General features: G+C 59.6%; 22 protein-coding genes. 17 read left to right on the top strand and 5 right to left on the bottom strand.

All coding sequences use genetic code 11. The features are described 5' to 3' along the window. The first annotated feature begins 19 nt into the window (after positions 1–19). Complete coding sequence (locus OR1_RS15650) at positions 20–481, top strand: GNAT family N-acetyltransferase (protein ID WP_041972847.1); 462 nt, start codon at positions 20–22, stop codon at positions 479–481. On the opposite strand, the gene dmpI is transcribed toward OR1_RS15650, so the two are convergent. Then, entirely contained in the window at positions 471–659 is a 189-nt protein-coding gene (gene dmpI / locus OR1_RS15645) for a 4-oxalocrotonate tautomerase DmpI (RefSeq protein ID WP_041972845.1), read from the bottom strand. The two genes, OR1_RS15650 and dmpI, sit on opposite strands and share 11 nt — an antisense overlap. Positions 660–879: 220 nt before the next feature. Between dmpI and OR1_RS15640 the strand changes: the two genes are divergently transcribed. From OR1_RS15640 to OR1_RS15600, 9 genes are all read left to right on the top strand, one after another. Next, entirely contained in the window at positions 880–1446 is a 567-nt protein-coding gene (locus tag OR1_RS15640) for an RNA polymerase sigma factor (RefSeq protein ID WP_041972843.1), read from the top strand. After that, the gene (locus OR1_RS15635; RefSeq protein ID WP_041972842.1) at positions 1430–1609 is read left to right on the top strand and encodes a hypothetical protein; all 180 of its coding nucleotides are present in this window, start codon (positions 1430–1432) and stop codon (positions 1607–1609) included. Before OR1_RS15640 ends, OR1_RS15635 begins: the two co-directional genes overlap by 17 nt. A 38-nt stretch (positions 1610–1647) precedes the next feature. Next, positions 1648–2298, top strand: a complete 651-nt coding sequence (gene lepB / locus OR1_RS15630) for a signal peptidase I (protein ID WP_041972841.1) — start codon at positions 1648–1650, stop codon at positions 2296–2298. Positions 2299–2350: 52 nt separating this feature from the next. Continuing rightward, positions 2351–2938, top strand: a complete 588-nt coding sequence (locus OR1_RS15625; RefSeq protein ID WP_041972839.1) for a TetR/AcrR family transcriptional regulator — start codon at positions 2351–2353, stop codon at positions 2936–2938. Between the two features lie 63 nt (positions 2939–3001). Next, positions 3002–3811 (top strand): epoxyqueuosine reductase, encoded by an 810-nt coding sequence (locus OR1_RS15620; RefSeq protein ID WP_041972838.1) that lies wholly within the window; start codon positions 3002–3004, stop codon positions 3809–3811. 62 nt (positions 3812–3873) lie between these two features. Further along, positions 3874–4677, top strand: coding sequence for a nitroreductase family protein (locus OR1_RS15615; protein ID WP_041972836.1), 804 nt, complete (start codon positions 3874–3876; stop codon positions 4675–4677). A 30-nt stretch (positions 4678–4707) separates the two neighbouring features. Next, positions 4708–5130: a cupin domain-containing protein gene (locus OR1_RS15610; protein ID WP_041972835.1), complete on the top strand. Its 423-nt coding sequence runs from the start codon at positions 4708–4710 to the stop codon at positions 5128–5130. A 61-nt stretch (positions 5131–5191) separates the two neighbouring features. Further along, entirely contained in the window at positions 5192–5746 is a 555-nt protein-coding gene (locus tag OR1_RS15605; RefSeq protein ID WP_041972833.1) for a nitroreductase family protein, read from the top strand. Between the two features lie 113 nt (positions 5747–5859). Next, complete coding sequence (locus OR1_RS15600) at positions 5860–6219, top strand: nuclear transport factor 2 family protein (RefSeq protein WP_041972831.1); 360 nt, start codon at positions 5860–5862, stop codon at positions 6217–6219. Between the two features lie 97 nt (positions 6220–6316). Here the strand turns inward: OR1_RS15600 and OR1_RS15595 are convergent, their stop codons facing one another. The 3 genes from OR1_RS15595 to OR1_RS15585 form a co-directional block, all read right to left on the bottom strand. Beyond that, a complete protein-coding gene (locus tag OR1_RS15595; protein ID WP_041972830.1) occupies positions 6317–6853 on the bottom strand; it encodes a MerR family transcriptional regulator in 537 nt (178 codons plus the stop codon). A 52-nt stretch (positions 6854–6905) separates the two neighbouring features. Then, positions 6906–7091, bottom strand: a complete 186-nt coding sequence (locus OR1_RS15590) for a hypothetical protein (RefSeq protein WP_041972828.1) — start codon at positions 7089–7091, stop codon at positions 6906–6908. Between the two features lie 90 nt (positions 7092–7181). Then, complete coding sequence (locus OR1_RS15585) at positions 7182–8585, bottom strand: PLP-dependent aminotransferase family protein (RefSeq protein WP_041972826.1); 1404 nt, start codon at positions 8583–8585, stop codon at positions 7182–7184. Here OR1_RS15585 and OR1_RS22135 point away from each other — a divergent pair. The 6 genes from OR1_RS22135 (at position 8584) to OR1_RS15555 (ending at position 13515) form a co-directional block, all read left to right on the top strand. Beyond that, positions 8584–9582, top strand: coding sequence for a DMT family transporter (locus tag OR1_RS22135; protein ID WP_160295268.1), 999 nt, complete (start codon positions 8584–8586; stop codon positions 9580–9582). The two genes, OR1_RS15585 and OR1_RS22135, sit on opposite strands and share 2 nt — an antisense overlap. Before the next feature lie 102 nt (positions 9583–9684). Continuing rightward, positions 9685–10389, top strand: coding sequence for a LytTR family transcriptional regulator DNA-binding domain-containing protein (locus OR1_RS15575; RefSeq protein ID WP_041972823.1), 705 nt, complete (start codon positions 9685–9687; stop codon positions 10387–10389). A 115-nt stretch (positions 10390–10504) separates the two neighbouring features. Continuing rightward, positions 10505–11269 carry a DJ-1/PfpI family protein gene (locus tag OR1_RS15570; protein WP_052440529.1) on the top strand — a complete coding sequence of 255 codons (765 nt, stop codon included), beginning with the start codon at positions 10505–10507 and terminating at the stop codon, positions 11267–11269. A 213-nt stretch (positions 11270–11482) separates the two neighbouring features. After that, positions 11483–12232 carry a bifunctional 2-polyprenyl-6-hydroxyphenol methylase/3-demethylubiquinol 3-O-methyltransferase UbiG gene (locus OR1_RS15565; protein ID WP_041972822.1) on the top strand — a complete coding sequence of 250 codons (750 nt, stop codon included), beginning with the start codon at positions 11483–11485 and terminating at the stop codon, positions 12230–12232. Positions 12233–12323: 91 nt separating this feature from the next. Continuing rightward, entirely contained in the window at positions 12324–12941 is a 618-nt protein-coding gene (locus tag OR1_RS15560; RefSeq protein ID WP_041972820.1) for a transglutaminase family protein, read from the top strand. Beyond that, positions 12919–13515: a DNA-3-methyladenine glycosylase I gene (locus OR1_RS15555; RefSeq protein ID WP_041972818.1), complete on the top strand. Its 597-nt coding sequence runs from the start codon at positions 12919–12921 to the stop codon at positions 13513–13515. The genes OR1_RS15560 and OR1_RS15555 overlap by 23 nt, the downstream gene beginning before the upstream one ends. On the opposite strand, the gene OR1_RS21030 is transcribed toward OR1_RS15555, so the two are convergent. After that, positions 13499–16402, bottom strand: a complete 2904-nt coding sequence (locus tag OR1_RS21030; protein WP_052440527.1) for a PAS domain-containing protein — start codon at positions 16400–16402, stop codon at positions 13499–13501. The genes OR1_RS15555 and OR1_RS21030 overlap by 17 nt on opposite strands. Positions 16403–16808: 406 nt before the next feature. Here OR1_RS21030 and OR1_RS15545 point away from each other — a divergent pair, with 406 nt between their 5' ends. Next, positions 16809–21947, top strand: a complete 5139-nt coding sequence (locus OR1_RS15545; protein ID WP_041972816.1) for an S-layer family protein — start codon at positions 16809–16811, stop codon at positions 21945–21947. Positions 21948–21958: the final 11 nt, after the last annotated feature.

Below are 21958 nucleotides of genomic sequence, written 5' to 3'. Positions count from 1 at the left end.
AACAGAAAAGGAATACGGCATGAACCGGATAACACGAGCGGATATCGCCGACGCCGCGGAAATCCTGGCACTGCAGAAACTGGCCTACCAGAGCGAGGCAGTGATTTACAACGACTGGTCCATTCCGCCGCTGACCCAGACCCTGGCCGACATTGAACAAGAGTTCGCGGTAATGACCATTCTGAAATTGAGCAACGATTCCGGCAAAATTATCGGCTCGGTCAGGGGGGCATTGCGGGGTGACACCTGCGAGATCGGCCGTTTAATCGTCCATCCCGACTCCCAGGGCCAGGGGCTCGGCAGCCGCCTGATGGCGGCCGTTGAGGCGGAGTTCCCAACAGTGGCCCGGTACGAACTGTTCACCGGCAGTAAAAGCGTGGGCAACATCCGCCTCTACGAACGGCTCGGCTATCGGACCTTCCGCACGGAGCGCCTGTCGCCGCAGGTCGAGCTGGTGTTTATGGAAAAGATCACTTCATAAGGTCCGAAAGCAGTTCTCCGCCGACGCCGATGTTGTCCCGCTCAAGTTCGTTGATCAGCACGATGAACTTTTCCGGCGGAATTCCGGTGATCTCACTGGCGTTCCGCGTCAGAGTCTGCACCAGTTGCGCCTTCTTCTCCCGCGTCAACGCCGCCATATCGAGGGTTATTACCGGCATGTTCTTCTCCTTTTTACATTGAGTGGCCACTATCCGTGACAACTGCGCAAAATACCGATGACGCCATCTCAGGTCAAGAGATTTCCGGATCGCTGCTATCCGTGTGAATATGCCGTTCCGGCACCTATTTTTGCGTATATAATCGTGATTGCATTTTTTTCGGGAACCTTTGCGCTGCTCCGGCGTATATTCATTCGTATCAACAAAACGTGGAGAGTGGATGGACGACCAGATCTTAATCAGGCGGGTGCAGGGCGGCGACGTGGATGCCTATGCCCGGCTTGTCCGTAAGCACCACCGCAACCTGCTGACGTTCATCCACCGGATCGTCAGGGATGCGCACCTGGCCGAGGATATCGGCCAGGAGGTTTTCCTGAATGTCTACAAGGAACTCCCCGGCTTCGATCCCGACCGGGGAACCCCGTTTGCGGCCTGGCTCTATATCGTGGCGCGCAACCAGTGCATCAGCGAACTGCGGCGGCTGAGCCGGACAGAGCCGGTAGCAGCGGAATTTTTCCAGCGGATCGCCGGCAACGACGAGTCAGCAGAGTCAGCCCTGATCAGGCAGGAGGAGTGGACTGCGTTGAGAAACGCCATGGCTGAGCTTCCCGAACCGTTTCGCGCCACCATCATCATGAGCCTGCAGGGAGCCACGCTGGAGGATATCGCCCGCAGCTGCGGCGTGCCGCAAGCAACGGTAAAGACCAGACTGTTTCGTGCCAAGGAAAAGATCATGCTCTTGTTGAAAGGGCAGTTCGGAGGTATCGGCCATGAACGACGAGTATAAACCGTCTCCAGATTTTGTCGCAAAGGTCATGCAGCGGGTCCATGCCTATGAGGCGGAAAAGGTCTCCTTTATCGAGCGGATCTTCTGGTCCCGGCCGGTACGCTATGCGCTGGCCGGCGGCGGGACCGTCTTCGGCATCCTCAAGGCTGCGCCGGTCTTCTGATCTCCATGTTACCACCCAGCACCGGAAAGGAATAACCAATGTCTGAAACATCCGCAACTGTAGTGCAGGACCAACCCGCAGCAACTGTCAAATCCAAGACACGCGAGTACGTTGAATCGATCATCTGGGCGCTCGTGCTAGCCTTTATCATCAGGTCCTGCCTGGTCCAGGCGTACAAGATCCCGTCCGGCTCCATGGAGGACACCCTGCTCGTCGGCGACCACCTGTTCGTGAACAAGTTCGTCTACGGCATCAAGATCCCGTTCAGCGACAGCCGTATTCTGAAGCTCCGCGACCCGCGCCGGGGCGAGATACTGGTGTTCGAGTACCCGGAGGATCGCTCCAAGGATTTCATCAAACGGGTGATCGGTGTGCCGGGTGACGAGATCCAGGTGCGGGACAAGACGGTATACGTGAACGGCGCGCCCTACCTGAATCCCCACGAGGTGCACAAGGAAAAGGCCGTCCTGGCGCGTGAGCAGGCCCCGCGCGACAATTTCGGGCCGGTCAGGGTGCCGGCCAACTCCTATTTCATGATGGGGGACAATCGGGACCGCTCTTACGACAGCCGTTTCTGGGGCTTCATCAAGGAGGGCGACATCAAGGGGAAGGCGCTTCTCAAGTACTGGTCCTGGGATAGCGACGCCTGGCGAGTGCGCTGGGACAGGATCGGGAGATCGATCGAGTAGGTGTGAATTTTGTTCTTGACTTAACTAGACCGATCGGTCTATAAATTTTTACATGGAAAAGAAAGATACCCGCAGCGAAATCGTCCGGATCGGCACAGGCATCATCTACCGCCAGGGATACAACGCCACCGGCATCGACACCATTCTGAAGGAAGCCGGCGTTCCGAAGGGGTCGTTCTACCATTACTTCAAGAGCAAGGAAGAGTTCGGCCTGGCGGTCATCGATCACTTTGCGGAAGGGTTCGAGCAGCGGCTCGCCACCTTTTTGCGGGACGAAGAGGTGACCCCGGTCAACCGGATTCGCAACTTCCTGGAGAGCGGCCTGGCGCGGGTCAGCCAGAACGCCTGTACCAGGGGGTGCCTGATCGGCAACCTGGGACAGGAGATGGCCGACCAGAACGAGCGGTTCCGGGAACGGCTGAGCCGGATCTTCGCCATGTGGCGCCAGCACATTGCCGACTGCCTGGCCGAAGCACAACAGGCCGGGGAGCTTGCCGGCGATCTGGATGCCGATCTGGTGGCAGGGGTTCTCCTCTCCGGCTGGGAGGGTGCCATCCTGCAGACCAAGGTGACGAAATCCCCGCAACCGATGCGCGACTTTCTGGAGGTCATGTTTTCGACCACGCTCCGGCGGCAGTAATTTTTTTACTCTAAATACTAGACGACCGGTCTAATATTGGACCGGAATTGTAGGAGGTGACCGATGGCAGAACGTATCCGCGCAGAGATCGAACGTTTCGTCAGGGAGAGCCCGCTCAACCGTTTTCCCGACAGCGATACCCCCTATTTCGACGCGCCGCTGGTCGGTTTTGCCGCTGCCGGGGACCCACTGTTCCAGAGGTACAAACAGATCATCGGCCCGTTTCACCGCACCCCGGAAGAACTCCTGAACGGCGCCGCAACGGTCATCGTCTGGAGCCTGCCGATCACGCAAAGTACGCGGGAAAGCAACCGGGCCGAGAGCGTGCGTCCCTCCCTCGATTGGGCCCGGACCCGCAGTTTCGGCGACGAATTCATCAAGGTGCTGCGCCGGCACCTGGTGGCCTGGCTGGAACAACAGGGATACCGAGCCATAGCCCCACAACTTGATCCGAACTGGCAAGCGCTGGACGATCCGCACGTTGGGCCGGTCTCCACCTGGTCCGAACGGCATGCCGCCTACGCCGCCGGCCTGGGCACCTTCAGCCTGAACGATGCCCTGATCACCACAAAAGGGATTGCCCACCGGCTGGGGAGCGTCGTCACCGACATGGTAGTAGGATCAACACCAGAGGATCGCCCCGGCGTACGCGACAACTGTCTCTTCTACCGGGACGGCAGTTGCATGGCCTGCGTCAAGCGCTGTCCGGTAGACGCCCTCTCCGCCAACGGCCACGACAAAAAACGCTGCCAAAGCTACCTGTACACGACCTTGACCCAGGAGCTGGCCGAGCAGTACGGCACCCCGATCCCCGGCTGCGGCCTCTGCCAGACCAAGGTCCCCTGCGAAGGAGGAATCCCAAAGGGGAAATAGGCTGACAACGACCAAAAAGCATCAACCAACCATCGTTTAATGATCATTTGAAGGAGGGGACAATGAATCTCGTAACCATCGACCACACCACCTGCCGTCGCGACGGCGCCTGCATTGCTGTCTGCCCCATGGGGCTTTTCGATACGGACAGCGCGGGCTTCCCGGCCTTTCGGCCCGGAGCGGCAGAGCGCTGCATCGGCTGCGGCCACTGCGTCGCCGTCTGCCCCCGGAGCGCACTCCATCATACAGCGCTTCCTCTTGAAGAGTCACCCCTCATCGATCACGGCCTGGCCGTGTCCGTGCCAGCCCTGGAACAGCTGATCCGGAGCCGCCGGTCAGTGCGCGAGTTCAAGGAAGAGCCGGTTCCGGAAGCGCTGGTTCAGCAGGCCATTGAGGCGGCCCGCTGGGCGCCGTCTGCCGTAAACCGCCAGCCGGTCCATTGGCTGGTGATCCGGACACCGGCCGAGGTCAGGCGGCTGGCCGGCCTGGTGATCGACTACCTGCGCCGGATCAGCGCACAGGAACCCCGCTACGCCCCTTTTATAGATCTCTGGGAACAGGGCAAAGACCCGATCCTGCGCAACGCTCCCCACCTGGTGGTGATCCACGCCCCGGACGATTGGATCTGGAGTTCGGTGGACAGCACCATTGCCCTGACCCAGTTCGAACTGGCGGCAGCAGCCAACGGCATCGGCACCTGCTGGGCCGGTTTTCTCATGCGGGCCGCGAACGGCTACCCGCCGCTGCGCGATGCCCTGGATATTCCCGGCAGCCACAGCGTGTTCGGAGCGATGATGTTCGGCCTCCCCCGCTACCGCTACCACCGCATTCCACCCCGCCAGGCGGCACTGATCACCTGGCGCTAACATTATTCCCAGCTGCGAAAGGAGCCGGTCATGACACAACAAGGAACACATTACACCGCCGAGCATATTGGCCCACTGGAAACCCTGCTGAACCGGGATTTCATGGGCTTTCACGGCAAACATTTCATCGGAAGGGAACTGGGACTCACCGGTTGCGAGGTCTCCATCAACCGCCTGCCTGCCGGCAAGGGGATGCCGTTCGTCCATAGCCACAGGAAGAACGAGGAACTCTACATCGTCCTGCGAGGCAGCGGCACCTTCTTCGCGGACAACGAGGAGTTCCCGATCCAGGAGGGGAGCCTGATCCGGGTCGCCCCGGAAGGGGAGCGCGCCTGGAAGGCCGGCGACGAGGACCTGTACTTCATCTGCGTCCAGGCCGAGGCCGGCAGCCTGAGTCAGGCCACCCTGGAGGACGGCAACCGGCTCGCGACCAAGGCATCCTGGATGAAGTAGTTAAATATGCGGGTATAATACTAACAGAACAAATCTTGCATTGTGGCAAGGGAGGGGTCCCATGGAAACATTGACAGCGATCAAGACAAGAAGAAGCGTGCGCAGATTTTCCGATCAGCCGGTGGAGCCGGAAAAACTCCAGGCCGTGCTGGAAGCGGTGCAGCAGGCGCCGTCATGGTCGAACAAGCAGTGCTGGAGCCTGGTGGTTGTGCAGAACCAGGAGATGCGTAACAAGATCGGCGAGCTTTCTTTCGTGGAGTCGTTCTTTAGCACCTACGGCTACAAGTCCAACCCGGCCCAAAAGGCGCTGGCCCAGGCGCCGGTCGTGATCGTTGCCTGTGCGGACCCGGAACTGTCAGGTGAACTCCACGGGCAGCAGTATTACATGGCCGATATGGGGATCGCCGCGGAAAATCTGATGCTGGCAGCGCACGACCAGGGGCTCGGCAGCGTCTTTGTCGGCGTGTTCGATGAGGATCAGCTCGGGGACCTGCTGGAAATCCCGCCCGGCATCCGGATTGTCGGCCTGTTCCCGCTCGGCTATCCTGCCGTCGACGCCAAGGGTGGTCCGCCGCGCAAACCGCTGACCGAATTCGTGCATTACGACAAATGGTAGTCTGCATGCAAAATGAGCCGGTCTTGGAACTGTCCCGCATTATTGTCCCGTCAGGGGTTGGTAACTCTCAGCGCGTTGAATCACTCCAAGAACTTTGTCAGAGAGGTTTCAGGATGATTACCACAGCATTTGCCGAACATTTTGCAGCAGATTGGATTGACGCGTGGAACAGTCGCGACCTTGAGCGAGTGCTGTCGCATTATAGCGATGATTTCGAGATGCATTCGCCGGTGATCATCCAGGTGGCTGGCGAACCAAGTGGCCGGCTGAAGGGGAAAGACGCGGTCAGCGCCTACTGGGCCAAGGCGCTTGGCCTTATCCCGGATTTGCACTTCGAACCGGTTGCGACACTTATTGGTGTCGACTCCATCACACTGTATTACAAGGGAGCGCGGGGACGACTGGCGGCGGAGGTGTTTCATTTCGGGGCTGACGGCAAGGTGCACACGGCATTTGCCCATTATGCGCCATGACCCTCGATCCATCCGGCAACAGGGTCGTCCTCCTCTTCCTGGCGATGAACTCTGATTCCCAACACCTGACTGCCAAAAAATAGGACTCTTCGCCGCATTATGCCACCTTCCCCATATCCGCCGACCATTTGCGGATCTGCAGCGCCTCATTTTCGGAAATGCCCAGCGAAAGCAGGAAGGCGTGGTGCGCCTGGGGTTCCCGCCGCTCGAATTCAACATGGAGCTGCTTCATGGCGTTGTCGTCCATCCCTGCGGCGCGGAGCATACTGACGAACATCTCCTTGTCCAGTGCCGATTTCGGCCCACCCTCCCCTTTGAGCCGCAACATCCCGGCCAGCAGCCGCTGCTTGGTCTGTAGCGCCTGGATCTCGCCCCCAATTTCGTTCAGGCGCCGCTGCAGCACCGCGCCGGGATCGTCGCCGCTGGAGGCCAGAATCGCCCTGATCCCCTCGATATCGACCCCGGCCTGCCTGAGCGAACAGATCGACGCCAGCCGTTCCCGGTCAGCGTCCGAATAGCAGCGGTAGTTTGCCCCGCTCCGCCCCGACGGCGAAAGCAGGCCGATCCGGTCGTAATAAAGCAGGGTGCTGCGGGACAGCCCGAATTGCCGGGCCAGCTCGGTAATGCGGAACATGCGCTCCTCCAAGGGGGAAAGGCCCCCGGCTCGTCACCGGGGGCGTGTCTTATCAGGCGTACTTGGCCCGAATCTCCGCAATCTTTGCGGCCGGCAACCCCAGCCACTCCAGAAAACTCTGGTGACCGGCCGGGTTCTCCTGCTCTAACAGGCGATGCCACTTGGCCATTGCCGCATCATCCAGGCCGATGGCCCGGAAGCGGGTAACCCACTCCTCAACGCTCACACATGGTTTCATGATCTGCTCCTTTCAAATTCCTGAATTGGTCACGGCCATGACAAGAGTTACGCTAAACCGTGAAGCAATAGTCGGGTCAAGAAAATATTTCTATCGGTTAATTACCCGATGGAGAATCCGTATCCCCTGCTCGATCTGCGCTTCGCTGAGATTGCCGTAGCCGATGAGGATGATGTCGTCCAGACGCCCCGGCTTGATGGCATGGGCCTCGGCCGGATAGACCCGTACCCTTTTCTTCTCCAGCTCGGCAAGGAGTTCCGGTGTAAAGACGATTCCGCTGAAGCGGGCCGCCAGATGGAGCCCGGTGGCGCTCCCGATGATCCTGACCGCAGCGCCGAAATGCGCGGCCAGTGCCTGCTCCAGCACCCGGCGCTTCCGGGCGTAAAGCCGCTTCATCCGCCCTAGATGGCGCAAATACCCGCCAGTTGCAATGAAATGGGCCAGGGCCAGCTGCGTCGGGGTTTCATTGTGCAGGTCGCAGTGCCATTTCCGGCCTCGCCCCTCTCCCACCAGAGCAGGCGGCAGGATCAGGTAACCGGTGCGCAGGGCCGGGCTGAGGGTCTTGCTGAAGGTGCCGATATAGACCACCCGGTCCGGGGCCAGGCTCTGCAGGGAGGCGAGCGCTGGGCCGTCGAAGCGGAATTCGCTGTCGTAGTCATCCTCGATCAGACAGGCGCCGGTCCGCTCCACATACTCCAGCAGGGCGATCCGCCGCTGAATGGCAAGGGTGCCCCCCAACGGGAACTGGTGCGACGGCGTAACATAGACAAAGGCGGGAGAGATGCCGGACGGCAGCTCTTCGACCACCAGGCCGCTGTCATCGGCAGTTACCGGGTGGATGACGCCACCCTCTCCCTTCACGATCAGCTGGATATCGCGGGTGATCGGGTCTTCCAGTATCACGTCGCGCCGCTCACCCAAGAGCAGATGGCAGGCGATGCCGATCGCCTGGGTAGTGCCGGCGGTGATGACGATCTGGTCCGGATCGCAGGCCACCCCGCGCTGGCTGACCACGTAATCGCAAATCGCCTGCCGCAGTTCGCGCCGCCCCTCGGGCTGGCCGTATCCCAGGCTATCGTCCGCCGGGTGCAGATAGGCCGCCTTCACCGCCTGCAGCCAGGCTCGGAGCGGAAATTCCCGCAGGTCGGGCGTGCCCGGCTTGAAGTTGATCACCCCGGCCTGGCTCTCGTACCCCATAGATACCTTTGCCAGCGTGATCCGCTTTTTTTCGGCAACCGCTGCCGGAAAGGTCGTGCCCGGCGCGACAAAGGTTCCGGAACCGTGGCGCGCCGTGGTGAACCCTTCGGAATAGAGCATCTCGAACGCCTCCACGACCACGTTGCGCGATACGCCGAGCTGCCCGGCCATCTCCCGGCTGGAGGGGAGCCTGCTTCCCGGCCGCAGGACGCCGGAAAGGATCTGCGCCCGCATCCCGTCGTAGAGCTGGCGAATCAGGGGAATGGCTGATGTTCGGTCAAGGGTGACATGGATCATGGCGACCTCCAAGTGGCACCATAAAATAGGTGATTACTGGCCCTGTATAAAACCACTTTCCTGCCGTATGGTCAAGCAGGGAGGAATGGCCATGGTACAGCGGGATAAATGGACGGCAACCGTTCAACTGGTGGCGGCAATGGCGCTGGCCGGCAGTTCGGTGGTGGTGGGCAAGGCGCTGGCCGCCAGCCTGCCGGTGTTTCTGACCACCTCTGCCACGCTGCTGGTGGCGTTGATCGTGATGCTGCCGCATGCCTGGCAAAGGCGTGGCGAGATCCGCAGACTAGGACCGAGGGAGTGGCTCTACCTCTTCCTGCAGGGTATCTGCGGCATCGTGCTGTTCCGGGTGCTGATGCTGACCGGCCTGCGCACGGTCGGCGCGGCCCAGGCCGGGATTATCACCGGCACGTCACCGGCGGTGCTCACCATGCTCTCATGGTTCATGCTGGGGGAGCGGCCGGCGATGCTGCCTGCGATCGGCGTGTTCTGCGCCATGGCCGGGGCGGCCGGGCTTGCCCTGGCGGATACCGGGGGAACCGCTACCGCCGGCCCAGGGTGGGGCGGAATCCTGGTATTTGGCGCCGTTGTCAGCGAAGGGCTCTTTTCCATCTTTCGCAAGCGGATTGCCGCCACCGTATCCGCAACCGCCAATACCGCGGTGCTGGTCTTCTGCGCCCTGGTGACAACCCTGCCCCTCGCCGCTCTTGATCTGTGGCGCCACCCGGCCCTGCCGGCGGTTTCCGATATGCTGGCTATCCTCTACTACGGCGCGATTGCCACGGTGGTGGCCTATCTCCTCTGGACCGGCGCCGTCGGGTCGGTCAGCGGTGTAACCGCCGGCATCACCACTGCCGCCATGCCGGCGAGCGCCGTGCTGCTGTCGGCCCTGCTCCTCCGGGAGCCGCTGTCGGGACAACAGCTCTTAGCCTGCCTGCTGGTGGTGCTGGGGATCGTTGCCGGCGCCTGGTCAACAGGCACTGGGGAGGACCCCGGGTAAAGATTGGTCCGGCATTGAAAATTGTCGAAATTGCCGTATTATCGTGGATCGGATGCTGTGAGGCATTACCGGCGGATCAGCCGGAACCGGAGTTCGAACAAAATGGAAAATTTCCTGAGCAGCCTCAATATCGGCCTGGTTCTCCTCTCTTCCGATCTGCGCGTCATCGGCATGAATGACTTTGCCCGCAAGGTCTTTGGGCCGGTACCGGATGAATTGGGGAGGAGCCTTTTTCTCTATCATCCCGGGAAAAGCCGCGAACTGGTTCGGGGAATCATGCGCGAAATGATCGATGCACCACCGGGCGAGGCCAGGACGGTCATAATCGACGTGCTGGGTCGGGCGATCATGAACAACCTGTCGCAGCTCACCATCACGACGCCGGCTCCCCAGACCTGCTGGGCCGTGACCTTCATCGACGTGACCGCCCAGACCGGCGCCGTCAGGAACCCCTTGAGCGGCTTGGTGGAGATGAAGAAGGTCCCGGTGGCCGAGGGGGGCTCCTATCGCTTCATCGCCATCGACGACGTGCGCGCGGTCCAGTCCGACGGCGATTATTGCCGGATCTTCACCACTGACGGGACATATTACGAGCACCTGAACCTGAAAGGTTTCCTGCTCCGTTATCCTTCGCCCGCCCTGATGCGGGTGCACAAAAGCTTTATCGTCAACCTGCGGCACATACGGAAATCGATCCGTTCCGGCAGCGACCAGTTGACGCTTCACCTCGATCATGATCAGATCCCACCGATCCCGGTGTCGCGCCGCCGGGCAACGGATTTGAAGCGGGCGCTGGCGCATCTGTAGCCGTTCATCGACACTCTTCCGCCGTTCATCGAAAACGGCGTGTTCTGCTCCGCTTGCCGTACTACGGTAATGAAAATTTTCATTTCCCATCAGTTGGGAACAAAGGAGCGAACAGATGAACGAAAAACTGCAGAGAATCATCGCCGCTGTCCTCTTGGTGCTGGCCTGTATCGTCGGCCGCGGTGAGGCCAAGGGTCCGGAGGTGCAGACCGCGCCGCCAACGGTGCAGAAGAAGGTGCTGGGGGTGTTCATCTTCCCCGGCTTCGAGATGCTGGATGCTTACGGGCCGATGGAGCTGTGGGGGAACCTGCGCCATGCTCCGGCTCCACTCTGGGGCGGGGAGGAGAAGCGGGTGGCAGTGGAGGTGGTGACCATTGCCGCCAGGCAGGGTGAGGTCGCTTCGGCCCAAGGGCCGAAGACGGTTGCGGATTACGGCTTTGACAATGCCCCGGCGCTCGACTATCTGCTGGTGCCGGGCGGTATGGCCGTTTTTCCGCTGCTGAAGGACCGAGCCACGCTGGATTGGCTCAAGGCACAGGCAATGCAGACGCCGCTGGTGATGTCCGTCTGCAACGGCGCGTCGTTCCTGGCGGCAGCGGGTATTCTGGACAACCGGCCGGCCACCACCAACAAGATGTTCTGGAAGATGTCCACTGACCCGGGACCCAAAGCGAAATGGGTGAAAAAGGCCCGCTGGGTGGATGATGGCACCGTCGTGACCGCCTCCGGCGTCTCGGCCGGCATGGACATGAGCCTGGCGGTGATCGGCCGGCTCTACGGCCAGGGGATCGCCGACTGGCTGGCCCAAGTGACCGAATACGACGCCCACCGCGACCCGACGTGGGACCCGTTTGCCAAGAAGGCCGGGCTGGTGGAGTAACTACCTCGTCCATTGACCGAGCCGAGTCTGAAAATCGAGGGGACCGATTTAATGAATTGTGCTCCCGGCAAAAAGGACTAAAATTATCGATAAGGATGTCCCAGCGCTTTCCGGGCAGGCAGAGGAAAGGAGCGGATGCTGAGGATCATATTTTGCCGGGTTCAGAAGAAGCCATTGCAGTCTGAAAATACCAACATGTTTTGAGGTTCATCTATGGCTATCATTTTCGACGTTGCTGCGCATTACCGAGATCTCCTGGCCAGGCACTATTCCTGGATGTTTGGCGGAGCAGAGACGAAATTCGCCGAGAACCGGCGCTTCTTTGCGGAACACCTGATTTCCCCGCATTTGTCGGGTCGGGCGGTCGATCTGGGGGCAGGACCCGGCTTTCAGAGCATTCCCCTTGCGGAAGCCGGGTTCGACGTCACTGCCATCGATCTGAGTGCTGAGCTGCTGGATGAACTGGCCCGGCACAATAAGGACAACCTGAAGGTCAGAACCGTCGTGGCTGATCTCTGTGACTTCCCCAGTCACGTATCCGCAGCTGTTGAACTGGTTGTCTGCATGGGCGATACCCTGACCCATCTCGGATCACCGGAACAGCTCGAGCAGCTGTTCGAGAACGTGCACTCCCTTCTGGAGCCGGGCGGCCGTTTTGTCGTTACTTATCGCGACCTGACCAGTCTGCCGGCCGGACTGGATCGCTTTATCCCGGTGCGCAGCGATGAGCAGGCAATCTTCACCTGTTTCCTCGAAGACCTGGGAAGCCATGTCGCAGTGCATGACCTGATATATACTCGCGAAGCAGACGGATGGGCGCTACACAAGAGTGCCTACAAAAAGCTCAAGATCTCTCCGGATGGTGCGGCGACCACCCTGGAAAAGCTGGGGTTTGCGGTCGAATACCGTTCCGCGGCCAGGGGGTTGGTTACACTCATCGCTCGGAAGCACTCCAAGGACTGAACAGACCGGCCGATTCCTTGGGGAATGATCAGTTGGATTGTTCATCTTGGCGACATAAAGAGTATTTTTAGTTCTGACACCAAAGGACACCATGAATCCATTTCTCCAATCAAGCGAATACATCGACTGGCAGCACCCGGAGATCCTGGCGGCAGCTCGCGAGCTTTCCGGCAACTCGACGGATCAGGTCGAAATCGCCCGGCGCTGCTTCGAGTTTGTCCGGGACAAGATAAGGCACAGTTGGGATTATCGTCTCAATCCGGTAACCTGCAAGGCATCGGAGGTACTGGAATATGCCACCGGCTACTGCTACGCCAAGAGCCATTTGCTGGCAGCTCTCCTGCGGGCCAACGGCATTCCGGCCGGGCTCTGTTATCAGAGGCTCTCGGTCAACGACAACGGTGCGCCTTACTGCCTGCACGGCCTCAATGCGTTCTGGCTGCCGGACTACGGCTGGTATCGTATCGATGCGCGGGGGAACAAGCCGGGGGTGGATGCGCAATTCTGTCCGCCGGTGGAGCGGCTGGCGTTTCCACTGAATGACAAGCAGGAGGCAGACCTGCCGGAGATCTGGCCCGACCCGCTGCCGGTGGTGATCAAGGTCTTAACCGGATACGACACAATCGAGGATGTGTATCTGAATCTGCCGGATGTGGAGTTGATCCGTCCGGCATCCGGAGGAAGCAATGGAAAATGCGGCAACGGTTAGCCGCTGCGCCTGGGTGGGGAATGACCCGCTCTACCGGGAGTACCACGACAAGGAATGGGGGGTGCCGGTTCACGACGACCGGCTGCTGTTCGAGTTCCTGATCCTGGAAGGTGCCCAGGCCGGGCTCTCCTGGATAACGATTCTCAGGAAGCGCGCGGCGTACCGCACCGCCTTTGCCGGGTTCGATCCCGGACTGGTGGCCTGTTTCGATCAGGCAAACGTGGCAGAGCTGCTGGCCAATCCCGGCATCGTCCGCAATCGCTTGAAGGTGGAGTCGGCGATAACCAATGCCCGCGCCTTCCTCAAGGTTCAGGAGGAGTTCGGCTCCTTCGATGCCTACATGTGGCGCTTCGTGGACGGTGAACCGATCCGGAATGCCTGGAAAAGCATCTCGGAGGTCCCGGCCAGCACGCCGGTTTCCGATACCATGAGCCGGGATCTCAAGCAGCGGGGTTTCCGTTTTGTCGGCAGCACCATCTGCTATGCCCACATGCAGGCCGTCGGCATGGTGAACGACCATACCGTGGATTGCTTCCGCTGGCAGGAACTCGGGGGCGTCACAGGACCATCCTGATCCTCTCCAGCAGAGCCTCGGCAGTAAACGGTTTCTGCAGGTAGTTGACCTCCTCTTCGAGCGTGTCCTTCCGAAGGCTGGGGTTCATCGGATAGCCTGAGATATAAACCACCCGTAGGGAAGGTATCTGCAGCAACAGTTGTTCGTATAGTTCCGGACCGTTGATCCCCGGCATGACGATATCTGACACCAGCAAATCGATCTTGTCCCGGTTATCTGCTGCAACTTGAATGGCGTTATTACCGTCTGCGGCGGTCAGCACCCGATAGCTGTACCCTTCCAGCATCTCCCGGACCATGTCCCGAACCATTTCGTTGTCTTCAACCACCAGGACGGTTATCTCTCCATGATCCCTGACCGGTTCGGCAACCGGCGCCATGGTCTCAACCGGTGCAAGTTCAGCAGCTGCCGGCAGGTAGATGCGAAAGGTAGTGCCCTCATGTTCCCGGCTCAAAACACTGACATGACCATTGTGCTGCTTAACGATCCCATAAACCGTTGCCAGACCGAGTCCGGTGCCATGGCCGGCCGGCTTGGTCGTGAAAAACGGTTCGAAAATATGGGCGAGCACCTCACTGCTCATACCGCAGCCGGAATCATGAAACGCCAGCAGGATATAGTCACCGTCCATCATCCCCGGGTGCAGCCGGGCACTCTCGCCATCCATGAACAGCTTGCAGGTCTCGATGGCTATGGTGCCTTTGCCGCCCAAGGCATCCTGGGCGTTTACCGTGAGATTGAGGATCACCTGCTCCATCTGGGAACGGTCCGCCGCAATAAATGCGCCAGCCGGATCTAGGGCCAGGTCAATGCTGATACTTTCACGAATAGTCCGGCGCAGGACAATGTAAAACGATTCGATGATCTCGTTGAGATCTATAACCGCCGTGGCCACTGCCTGCCTCCGGCCAAAGCTCAGGAGCTGCTGGGTGAGGTCTTTGGCCTTGTGAGCCGCAGCGCTGATCCCGGCCATCTTTGCGCCCAACGGATCACCGGGTTGCAGACGGGCGGCAACCATCTCGGCGTATCCCAGGATCGGCGTCAACAGGTTATTGAAATCATGGGCAATACCGCCGGCTAAATGCCCGATGGCTTCCATTTTCTGCGCCTGGCGTAGCTGCATCTCCATCTGCAGCTGGTCGGATATATCCCGTTCCACCACGAGCATGCCGCGCCGGCTGCCATCCGTCTTGTAAAGTGGAATTTTGATGGTGTCGAATACCCTGATCGTGCCATCCGGATCAGTGATTGTCTCCTCCGAATGAGTCCGGCATTGCTGCTCCCAGGCGGCCCGGTCGGATTCCCGGCAGGCCAGTAGCGCCTCCCGGCGCTCAGGCACCAATTCCGCCAGTTCAGAATCGGTCTTACCGAAATAATCCACTGCTTGCAAACGAAACAGTTCGATTCCGGCGTTGTTGGCCAGCAACCACCTACCGGCGGCGTCCTTGAAGAAGATCGCATCCGGTATAGCCGAAAGGAGCCCAAGAATACGGGTCTCGTTTTCGAGCGCCTGCTCCTCAACCAGTTTCAACTCAGTGATGTCTGAAACAATGTGCACCGCACCGGTTATAGCGCCGGCGTCGTTCCTGATCGGATCGACCGTGACATCGTACCACTGTTGACCGTGCATGATCTGCATTGAGGCGCGATGACCGCTGTCCAGCATCTTCTGGAAGGGACATCCGGCAAAGGGGGTCGCATTGCTATGGGCAACTTCGCAACATCTGCGGCCGACGACCGGCTCCCCCGGTTTGCCGAAAATCTGCTCGGTTGCCTTATTGGCGCGCAGAATGACACGATCATTATCCATGACCCAGATGGCGTCTGCCACGGCATCAAAGGTTGTCTGCCAGGCCTCGGCAGATCTCACAATCTCGCCCTGCTGCTGCAGCAGCACCCGGTTTGATTCCTCAATACGCCTCAGTTGCCGTAGCAGTCCCGCTGCCAGCAGACTCAACGCTGCAGATACCGCAATGACGAGAACCGCCTGGATTAAGGCGCTTTGTTGCCACTGGGACAACACCTCGTCCTCGTCCATGTTTGCCATTGCGACCACGGGGAACTCGTCCAGAGAGGCGTACGAGATGATCCGGGCAGTCGATTCCAGGAGCGCCTTCCCCTTGGGGATATGAAAAGTGCCTATCGGTGAACGGGGGAGATGGGTCCGGATGAGGTGGGATTTTTTGAAATCGATGGCAAAGTCAGACTCCTTGTACGGCACCGCCAGTAGCAATACCCCGTCCTTGCGGACCATCACGATCTTGCCATGGTCGCCCAGGTCGAGGGATTCGTAAAATTTGCGGAAATAGTCCAGATCCAGGGCAACTGCGGCCACCCCGTCAAACTCCCCTTTGGCATTCCGGATGGGACGGGAAAGGGTGATGCGCCATTTGCCGTTGATCCGGCTCTTGAGCGGCTTTGACAGGTAAGGAGTATCAGAGGGGTTATCGCGATGATGGATGAAATAATCGCGATCGGTCACATCGGCTTGCCTGACCGGCGCGTCCAGAGAATGGGCAAACAACAGGCCGTTCCGGTTGACCAGGATGATCGAGGCTACTTGCGGGGTTATGCGAACCTGTGCGCTCGCAATCCTGCGCAGAGATTCGCTGGATTGCGCAGAAATGCCGCCATTGGTGGCAACCTGCTTGATAACCTCCTGCAGCACGGTATCCGCTTCGTTCAGGGCGCGGCCGGCATGTTCATTGAGAGCGCTGGCATAGCCCCGCGTCTGCAGTTCCGCCCCGTGGATCGTCAACCGGTATTCGGCGATTGATTTCCACACGAAAAACGCTGCCGATACCAGGATAAGTGCCGCTACGGCAATTATCACAACCCGTTTCAGCAGGCGATAATCCGGTATGGAGTCTATTTTATTCAGGCTCATGACAGTACCGGGTGAAAATGCTCATAATACCGTTATCGGTAACAACGATAGCAGCTTGACAGGATTATTACCATATACGGTCAGAGTCAATAAATCAATAGACCGTGAACCAGCAGAACATGGCGAGGCAGGGACGGCGCCAGTCGGCAAAACGCCCGGTCCACGCTTCTAACATAAGGGTTTCCCTAATCGTTACTGCGTATTCCCTATGTTGCACAAACATTTTCATAAGCTACCATTTAGACGGCAAGTAAAACCTGCTTGTTAATGACGGGCCGTCAATTATTGCCAACAGTTCTGTCAACTGATCCGAATATGCGCACCGTTTATCCGAATATATTTCCATCCGGGAGTTTGACCCGGACATTACCGGACAACATACTGAATTCCCTTTGCCGGAGGCCCCATGACAACCCTGCGCAAGATAATTGATAGGGTAATTTCCCCCGTTACTATGATCAGTGGGATTAAAAACATTATCCAGACATTCTGCCTTCTGATTGCTTTGATGATGAGCAGCCAGGCAATGGCGGCGAGTTACGGCGCCAATCTGGTGCTTAATGGCGATGCCGAAACCAACAGCCTTGCAAATTGGACAAATTCAGGCCCGGTCTTTGTTGCTTTGAGTCCCTCGGGCAGTGGCGTCAGCAACAGTCCAAGCGGCGGTTACGCCTTTGATTATTATCCGGGATCCGCTTCCGGAAATGAGTCGCTTTCCCAGATCATTGACATCACTTCCCTTGCCGCCGACATTGCTGCGGGCAGCGTCCGGGCCGTGCTAAGCGGTGAGGTGAAGAAATTCTATGCGGCTTCAAACTGCATCCTTCGCGTGCAAGAGCTGGATGCTTCCAATGCTCTTTTGCAAACATCCGAGATCGATGGCAATACAAGCGGAGACGTTTGGGTGACATCCAGCGTAACGATCGCCAATTTGAATACGAATACAAGAAAGCTGAACGTCATCTTGTATGCCCAGGTTTCAACAAATACGGATGATTATATTGAATTCGATAATATTCAGCTCGTCTTGTCCCGGTCCCCGACCTTGACCACGACCACCGTTTCCACCTATGGAGCAACATCGGCAACACTGGGTGGCAATGTGACTGCCGATTGTGGAGCAACCGTGACGGGCCGGGGTGTCGTTTACTCTTCCACGGACCTGACCCCGACGATTGGCGAACCTGGAGTTACTCAAGACGCCAATGGCAGTGGGACAGGAACCTTTAGCGAATTGATTGCTTCTTTGTCTCCCGCTACGACCTATTACGTCCAGGCCTATGCGACGAATAGTGTGGGAACCAGTTATGGCGGAGTGGTGAATTTTGCAACCAATGCCGATGCTCCAACCGTTTCCACTCAAGCGGCGTCGGCCATAGCCGCTACGTCGGCCACAGGCAACGGCACAATCACCGCCACCAACGGCGTCAATGCCACAACCCGCGGGGTGATCTACTATGCCTACACCAACACAGACAAGATCATCGGCGATGCTGGCGTCACCAATGTCAGTGAAAATGGCAACTTCGGCACCGGCGCCTTTACCGCATCACAGACATCTCTTTCGGTCAACACCCAGTACAACACACGGGCTTATGCCGTCAACGCCATCGGCACCGGCTACGGCGCCCGCGTTGCCTTCTGGACCCTGGCCAACGTCCCGGCGGCGCCGACGGTGAATAACCCGACCGCCACGACGCTTGATGTCAGCGTCAACGTCAACAGCAACCCGAGCGGGACGGAATTCACCATTCAGGAGACCGGCACCGGCAATTACGTGCAGGCGGACGGTACGCTGGGTGCCGGCGCGGTCTGGCAGACCGCCGCCACCTGGGGCACCAAGACCGTCACCGGCCTGACCACCGGCAGCACCTACACCTTCCAGGTCAAGGCGCGTAACGGCGGCTCGACCGAGACGTCTTTCGGTGCCACTGCCTCGGGCACACCGGTCGCCGCCCCCACCGTCACCACTCAGGCAGCGTCAAGTATCAGTGCCACTGCCGCCACCGGCAATGGCAACATCACAGCCACCAACGGCGCCAATGCCACGACTCGCGGCGCGATCTACTGGGCCTATTCCAATACGGACAAGATTATCGGCGATGCCGGCGTCACCAATATCAGCGAAAACGGCAGCTTCGGCACCGGCGCCTTTAACGCCTCCCTGACCTCCCTGTCTGTCAATACCCAGTACAACGCCCGCGCTTATGCAACGAGCGCCAATGGCACCGGCTACGGCGCTCGCGTCGCCTTCTGGACCCTGGCCAACGTGCCTTCGGCGCCAACAGTGAATAACCCTACCGCCACCACCCTGGATGTGGCCGTCAACGTTAACAGCAACCCGAGCGGGACGGAATTCGCCATCCAGGAGACCAGTACCGGCAATTACGTCCAGGCGGACGGTACGCTGGGTGCCGGCGCGGTCTGGCAGAACGCGGTCACCTGGGGGACCAAGACCGTCACCGGCCTCACCACCGGCACCACCTACACCTTCCAGGTGAAGGCACGCAACGGCGGTTCGACCGAAACGGCTTTCGGGGCCACGGCATCGGGTGTACCGGTGGCGGCCACCCTTACCGTTACCAACACCAACGACAGCGGCGCCGGCAGCCTGCGTGACACCATAGCAGGGGCCAATCCCGGCGACGCCATCACTTTTAATGCTGCGTTGAACGGCCAGACAATAACGCTGAGCTCGCAGATCACTATCGACAAGGATCTGACCATAAACGGTCCGGGGGCAGCCAGCCTGAGCATCAGCGGCGGGGGGAGCGTCCGCATCTTTGAGGTCAATGCGGGCAAGACCGTCCAGATTGCCGGACTAACCCTCGCCAACGGCAGTTGGTTCGACGGCCCGTCTCTTTTCAACCGAGGCATTCTTACAATCAGCAACGCTCTCATTACCGGCAACCATGCGGTTGCCTCATCGGGAAGCGGCATCTACAATGAGACCGGCGCCACCCTGACCGTATCCGGCTGCACAATCACCGGCAACATAGCCGATGCCTTCGGAGGCGGTGTCTATAACAATATCGGCAGCACGGCGACCATCAGCAACACCACCATTACCGTCAATACCGCATCGACCGGAAGCGGCATATATAACAACCTGTTGAGCAATTTGACGGTGGAAAACTCCACCATCTCGGGCAACTCTGCTGTGGGAGTATACAATGACGATACCGCACTGATCCGCAACAGCATTCTCTGGGGGAACGGTGGCAGCGAAATCTACAACGGTGACACTATCACCGTTACCAACAGCATCGTCCAGGGAGGGTATGCAGGCGCGGGTAATCTCAATGTCGACCCCAAACTCGGCCCCCTTGCCAACAACGGCGGGCCGACCAGGACCATGATGCTGCTTAGCGGCTCACCGGCAATTAACGCCGGCAACTGCGCCACCGGCCCTGCCGCTGACCAGCGTGGCATGGCACGGCCACAGGACGCAACCTGCGACATCGGCGCCTATGAGAGGGGCGCTGTAGCCAGTGTGATCGCAACCGGCGGCTCACCGCAGTCTGCGATCATCAACGCAGCATTCGCTACGCCACTCTCTGCGAAGGTCACCGATTCCCTGGGCGGCTTACTGGACGGCATCAGTGTAACTTTTGCCGGACCCGGAAGCGGGGCCGGCATAACTGCGGGCGGCAGTGTCAATACTGCCTCTAACGGCATCGCTGCGTTCAGCCCTGCAGCCAACGCGACAGCCGGAGCATATACCGTTACCGCCACGGTCGCTGCGCTCACCGCGAATTTCAACCTGACCAACAGCAAGGTGAGCCAGGCCATCGCCTTTGGCGCTGCTCCGACCGTCGCGGTCGGCGGCAACGGCACTGTCAGCGCCACAGGTGGCGCCAGCGGCAATGCCGTCACGTTCAGCTCGCAAACAGCGCCAGTCTGCACGGTCAGTGGCACCACCGTCACCGGCATTACCGCGGGCAGCTGCACCATTGCCGCCGCCCAGGCGGGCAACGCTAACTACAATGCCGCCGCCACGGTTACTCAGAGCTTCACTATCGGCAAGGGAAGCCAGACCATCACCTTTGGCCTCGCCCCGACCGTTGCGGCCGGCAGCAGCGGCACGGTCAGCGCCATTGCCACGTCCGGCCTGGCAGTCGGCTTCAGTTCAACCACGCCGGGAATTTGCACTGTCAGCGGCTCAACCGTAACCGGCGTAACCGTCGGCACCTGCACCATTGCAGCCAATCAGGGTGGTGATGCCAACTACCTTGCCGCTTCCCAGGCAACACAAAGCTTCACCGTCGGCAAAGGTACACAGACTATTGTCTTCGGGGTCGCTCCGACCGTGATAGTCGGCAGTACCGGCACCGTTACCGCCACCGGCGGGGCATCGACAAGCCCGGTGCTTTTCAGCAGCATGACTCCGTCCGTCTGCTCCGTAGCCGGTGCCACTTTTACCGCCATCACCACCGGCACCTGCATCATTGCGGCTAACCAGGCCGGCGACAGCAGCTACAACGCAGCCTCTCAGGCAACCCAGAACATTACCGTTGCCTACAGCACCACTGCACCCACCCTTACCGTCTCCACTCTGGCGGACAGCAGCGTCACCAACAACGCCACCCTCAACGTCAGCGGCACAGCCACCGCTATAAACGGCATCACGTCCGTCACCGTCAACGGCACTGCAGTAACCCTTGCTCAAGACAACAGCTTCTCCACGGCCGTTACCCTACAACAGGGCAAGAACACCATCGCCACCGTGGCCACGGACAATGCCGGACTCACTACCACCGACAGCCGCAGCATCACCCTGGACACCACCAGCCCGGTCACCACCATCACCTCGCCGGCCGACAACAGCACCCTGGCGGCCGCATCGGTCACCATCACCGGCACCGTGGACAAGAGCGCCACGGTCCAGGCAACCGTCAACTCGGGCTCGCCCCAATCAGCGGCCATGGACGGCAACACCTTCACCATCATCGTCAACCTGGCTGACGGCTCGAACACCATCACCGTCTCCGCCACCGACCTTGCCGGCAACAGCGCCTCGATCAAGCGAACCGTTGTCTCCGACACCACCAAGCCGACCCTGGCCATCTCCGACCCGGCCCAGGACATCACCACCAGCCAGCCCTCCCTGACCATCTCCGGCACGGTCAGCGATACCCTCACGGCAGTCACGGTCAGCATTGCCTGTGACGGACAGACCTACGCACCCCAGGTGGCAAACGGCAGCTTCCAGCAGCAGATTTCCTTTACGGGCGCCAAGCAGTACGCCATTGTAGTGACCGCCACGGACCTTGCCGGTAACAGCGCCACGACCCAGCGGAACGTTATCTATGCCCCATCGACAGCCCTTCCCACCGGCGACATCAACAATGACGGGACGGTGGATATCGCCGACGCGCTTTTGACCCTGCAGATGGCCGTAAAGCTTGCCACCCCCACACCAGCCCAACTGGCCGCAGGTGACGTGGCCCCGCTGGTGGGCGACAAGCCGGCGCCGGATGGAACCATCGACATCGGAGACGCCGTGGTGATACTCGGAAAGGTAGTGGGGATATTGACGTGGTAGGGCAAACTCCT

The sequence above is a fragment of the Geobacter sp. OR-1 genome (assembly GCF_000813145.1).
Lineage (GTDB): Bacteria > Desulfobacterota > Desulfuromonadia > Geobacterales > DSM-12255 > Geoanaerobacter.
The sequence above is the reverse complement of the archived record's forward strand: the minus strand, read 5'-3'. Positions and strand labels throughout refer to the sequence as shown.

Bases quoted from the DNA above. Each gene is read 5' to 3' on its own strand.
- OR1_RS15610 (WP_041972835.1), top strand. From the start codon at position 4,708: ATGACACAACAAGGAACACATTACACCGCCGAGCATATTGGCCCACTG.
- lepB (WP_041972841.1), top strand. From the start codon at position 1,648: ATGTCTGAAACATCCGCAACTGTAGTGCAGGACCAACCCGCAGCAACT.
- OR1_RS15640 (WP_041972843.1), top strand. From the start codon at position 880: ATGGACGACCAGATCTTAATCAGGCGGGTGCAGGGCGGCGACGTGGAT.
- OR1_RS15575 (WP_041972823.1), top strand. From the start codon at position 9,685: ATGGAAAATTTCCTGAGCAGCCTCAATATCGGCCTGGTTCTCCTCTCT.
- OR1_RS21030 (WP_052440527.1), bottom strand. From the start codon at position 16,402: ATGAGCCTGAATAAAATAGACTCCATACCGGATTATCGCCTGCTGAAA.
- OR1_RS15600 (WP_041972831.1), top strand. From the start codon at position 5,860: ATGATTACCACAGCATTTGCCGAACATTTTGCAGCAGATTGGATTGAC.
- dmpI (WP_041972845.1), bottom strand. From the start codon at position 659: ATGCCGGTAATAACCCTCGATATGGCGGCGTTGACGCGGGAGAAGAAG.
- OR1_RS22135 (WP_160295268.1), top strand. From the start codon at position 8,584: ATGGCGACCTCCAAGTGGCACCATAAAATAGGTGATTACTGGCCCTGT.
- OR1_RS15650 (WP_041972847.1), top strand. From the start codon at position 20: ATGAACCGGATAACACGAGCGGATATCGCCGACGCCGCGGAAATCCTG.
- OR1_RS15555 (WP_041972818.1), top strand. From the start codon at position 12,919: ATGGAAAATGCGGCAACGGTTAGCCGCTGCGCCTGGGTGGGGAATGAC.
- OR1_RS15545 (WP_041972816.1), top strand. From the start codon at position 16,809: ATGACAACCCTGCGCAAGATAATTGATAGGGTAATTTCCCCCGTTACT.
- OR1_RS15590 (WP_041972828.1), bottom strand. From the start codon at position 7,091: ATGAAACCATGTGTGAGCGTTGAGGAGTGGGTTACCCGCTTCCGGGCC.
- OR1_RS15635 (WP_041972842.1), top strand. From the start codon at position 1,430: ATGAACGACGAGTATAAACCGTCTCCAGATTTTGTCGCAAAGGTCATG.
- OR1_RS15585 (WP_041972826.1), bottom strand. From the start codon at position 8,585: ATGATCCATGTCACCCTTGACCGAACATCAGCCATTCCCCTGATTCGC.
- OR1_RS15560 (WP_041972820.1), top strand. From the start codon at position 12,324: ATGAATCCATTTCTCCAATCAAGCGAATACATCGACTGGCAGCACCCG.
- OR1_RS15625 (WP_041972839.1), top strand. From the start codon at position 2,351: ATGGAAAAGAAAGATACCCGCAGCGAAATCGTCCGGATCGGCACAGGC.
- OR1_RS15595 (WP_041972830.1), bottom strand. From the start codon at position 6,853: ATGTTCCGCATTACCGAGCTGGCCCGGCAATTCGGGCTGTCCCGCAGC.
- OR1_RS15615 (WP_041972836.1), top strand. From the start codon at position 3,874: ATGAATCTCGTAACCATCGACCACACCACCTGCCGTCGCGACGGCGCC.
- OR1_RS15605 (WP_041972833.1), top strand. From the start codon at position 5,192: ATGGAAACATTGACAGCGATCAAGACAAGAAGAAGCGTGCGCAGATTT.
- OR1_RS15565 (WP_041972822.1), top strand. From the start codon at position 11,483: ATGGCTATCATTTTCGACGTTGCTGCGCATTACCGAGATCTCCTGGCC.
- OR1_RS15620 (WP_041972838.1), top strand. From the start codon at position 3,002: ATGGCAGAACGTATCCGCGCAGAGATCGAACGTTTCGTCAGGGAGAGC.
- OR1_RS15570 (WP_052440529.1), top strand. From the start codon at position 10,505: ATGAACGAAAAACTGCAGAGAATCATCGCCGCTGTCCTCTTGGTGCTG.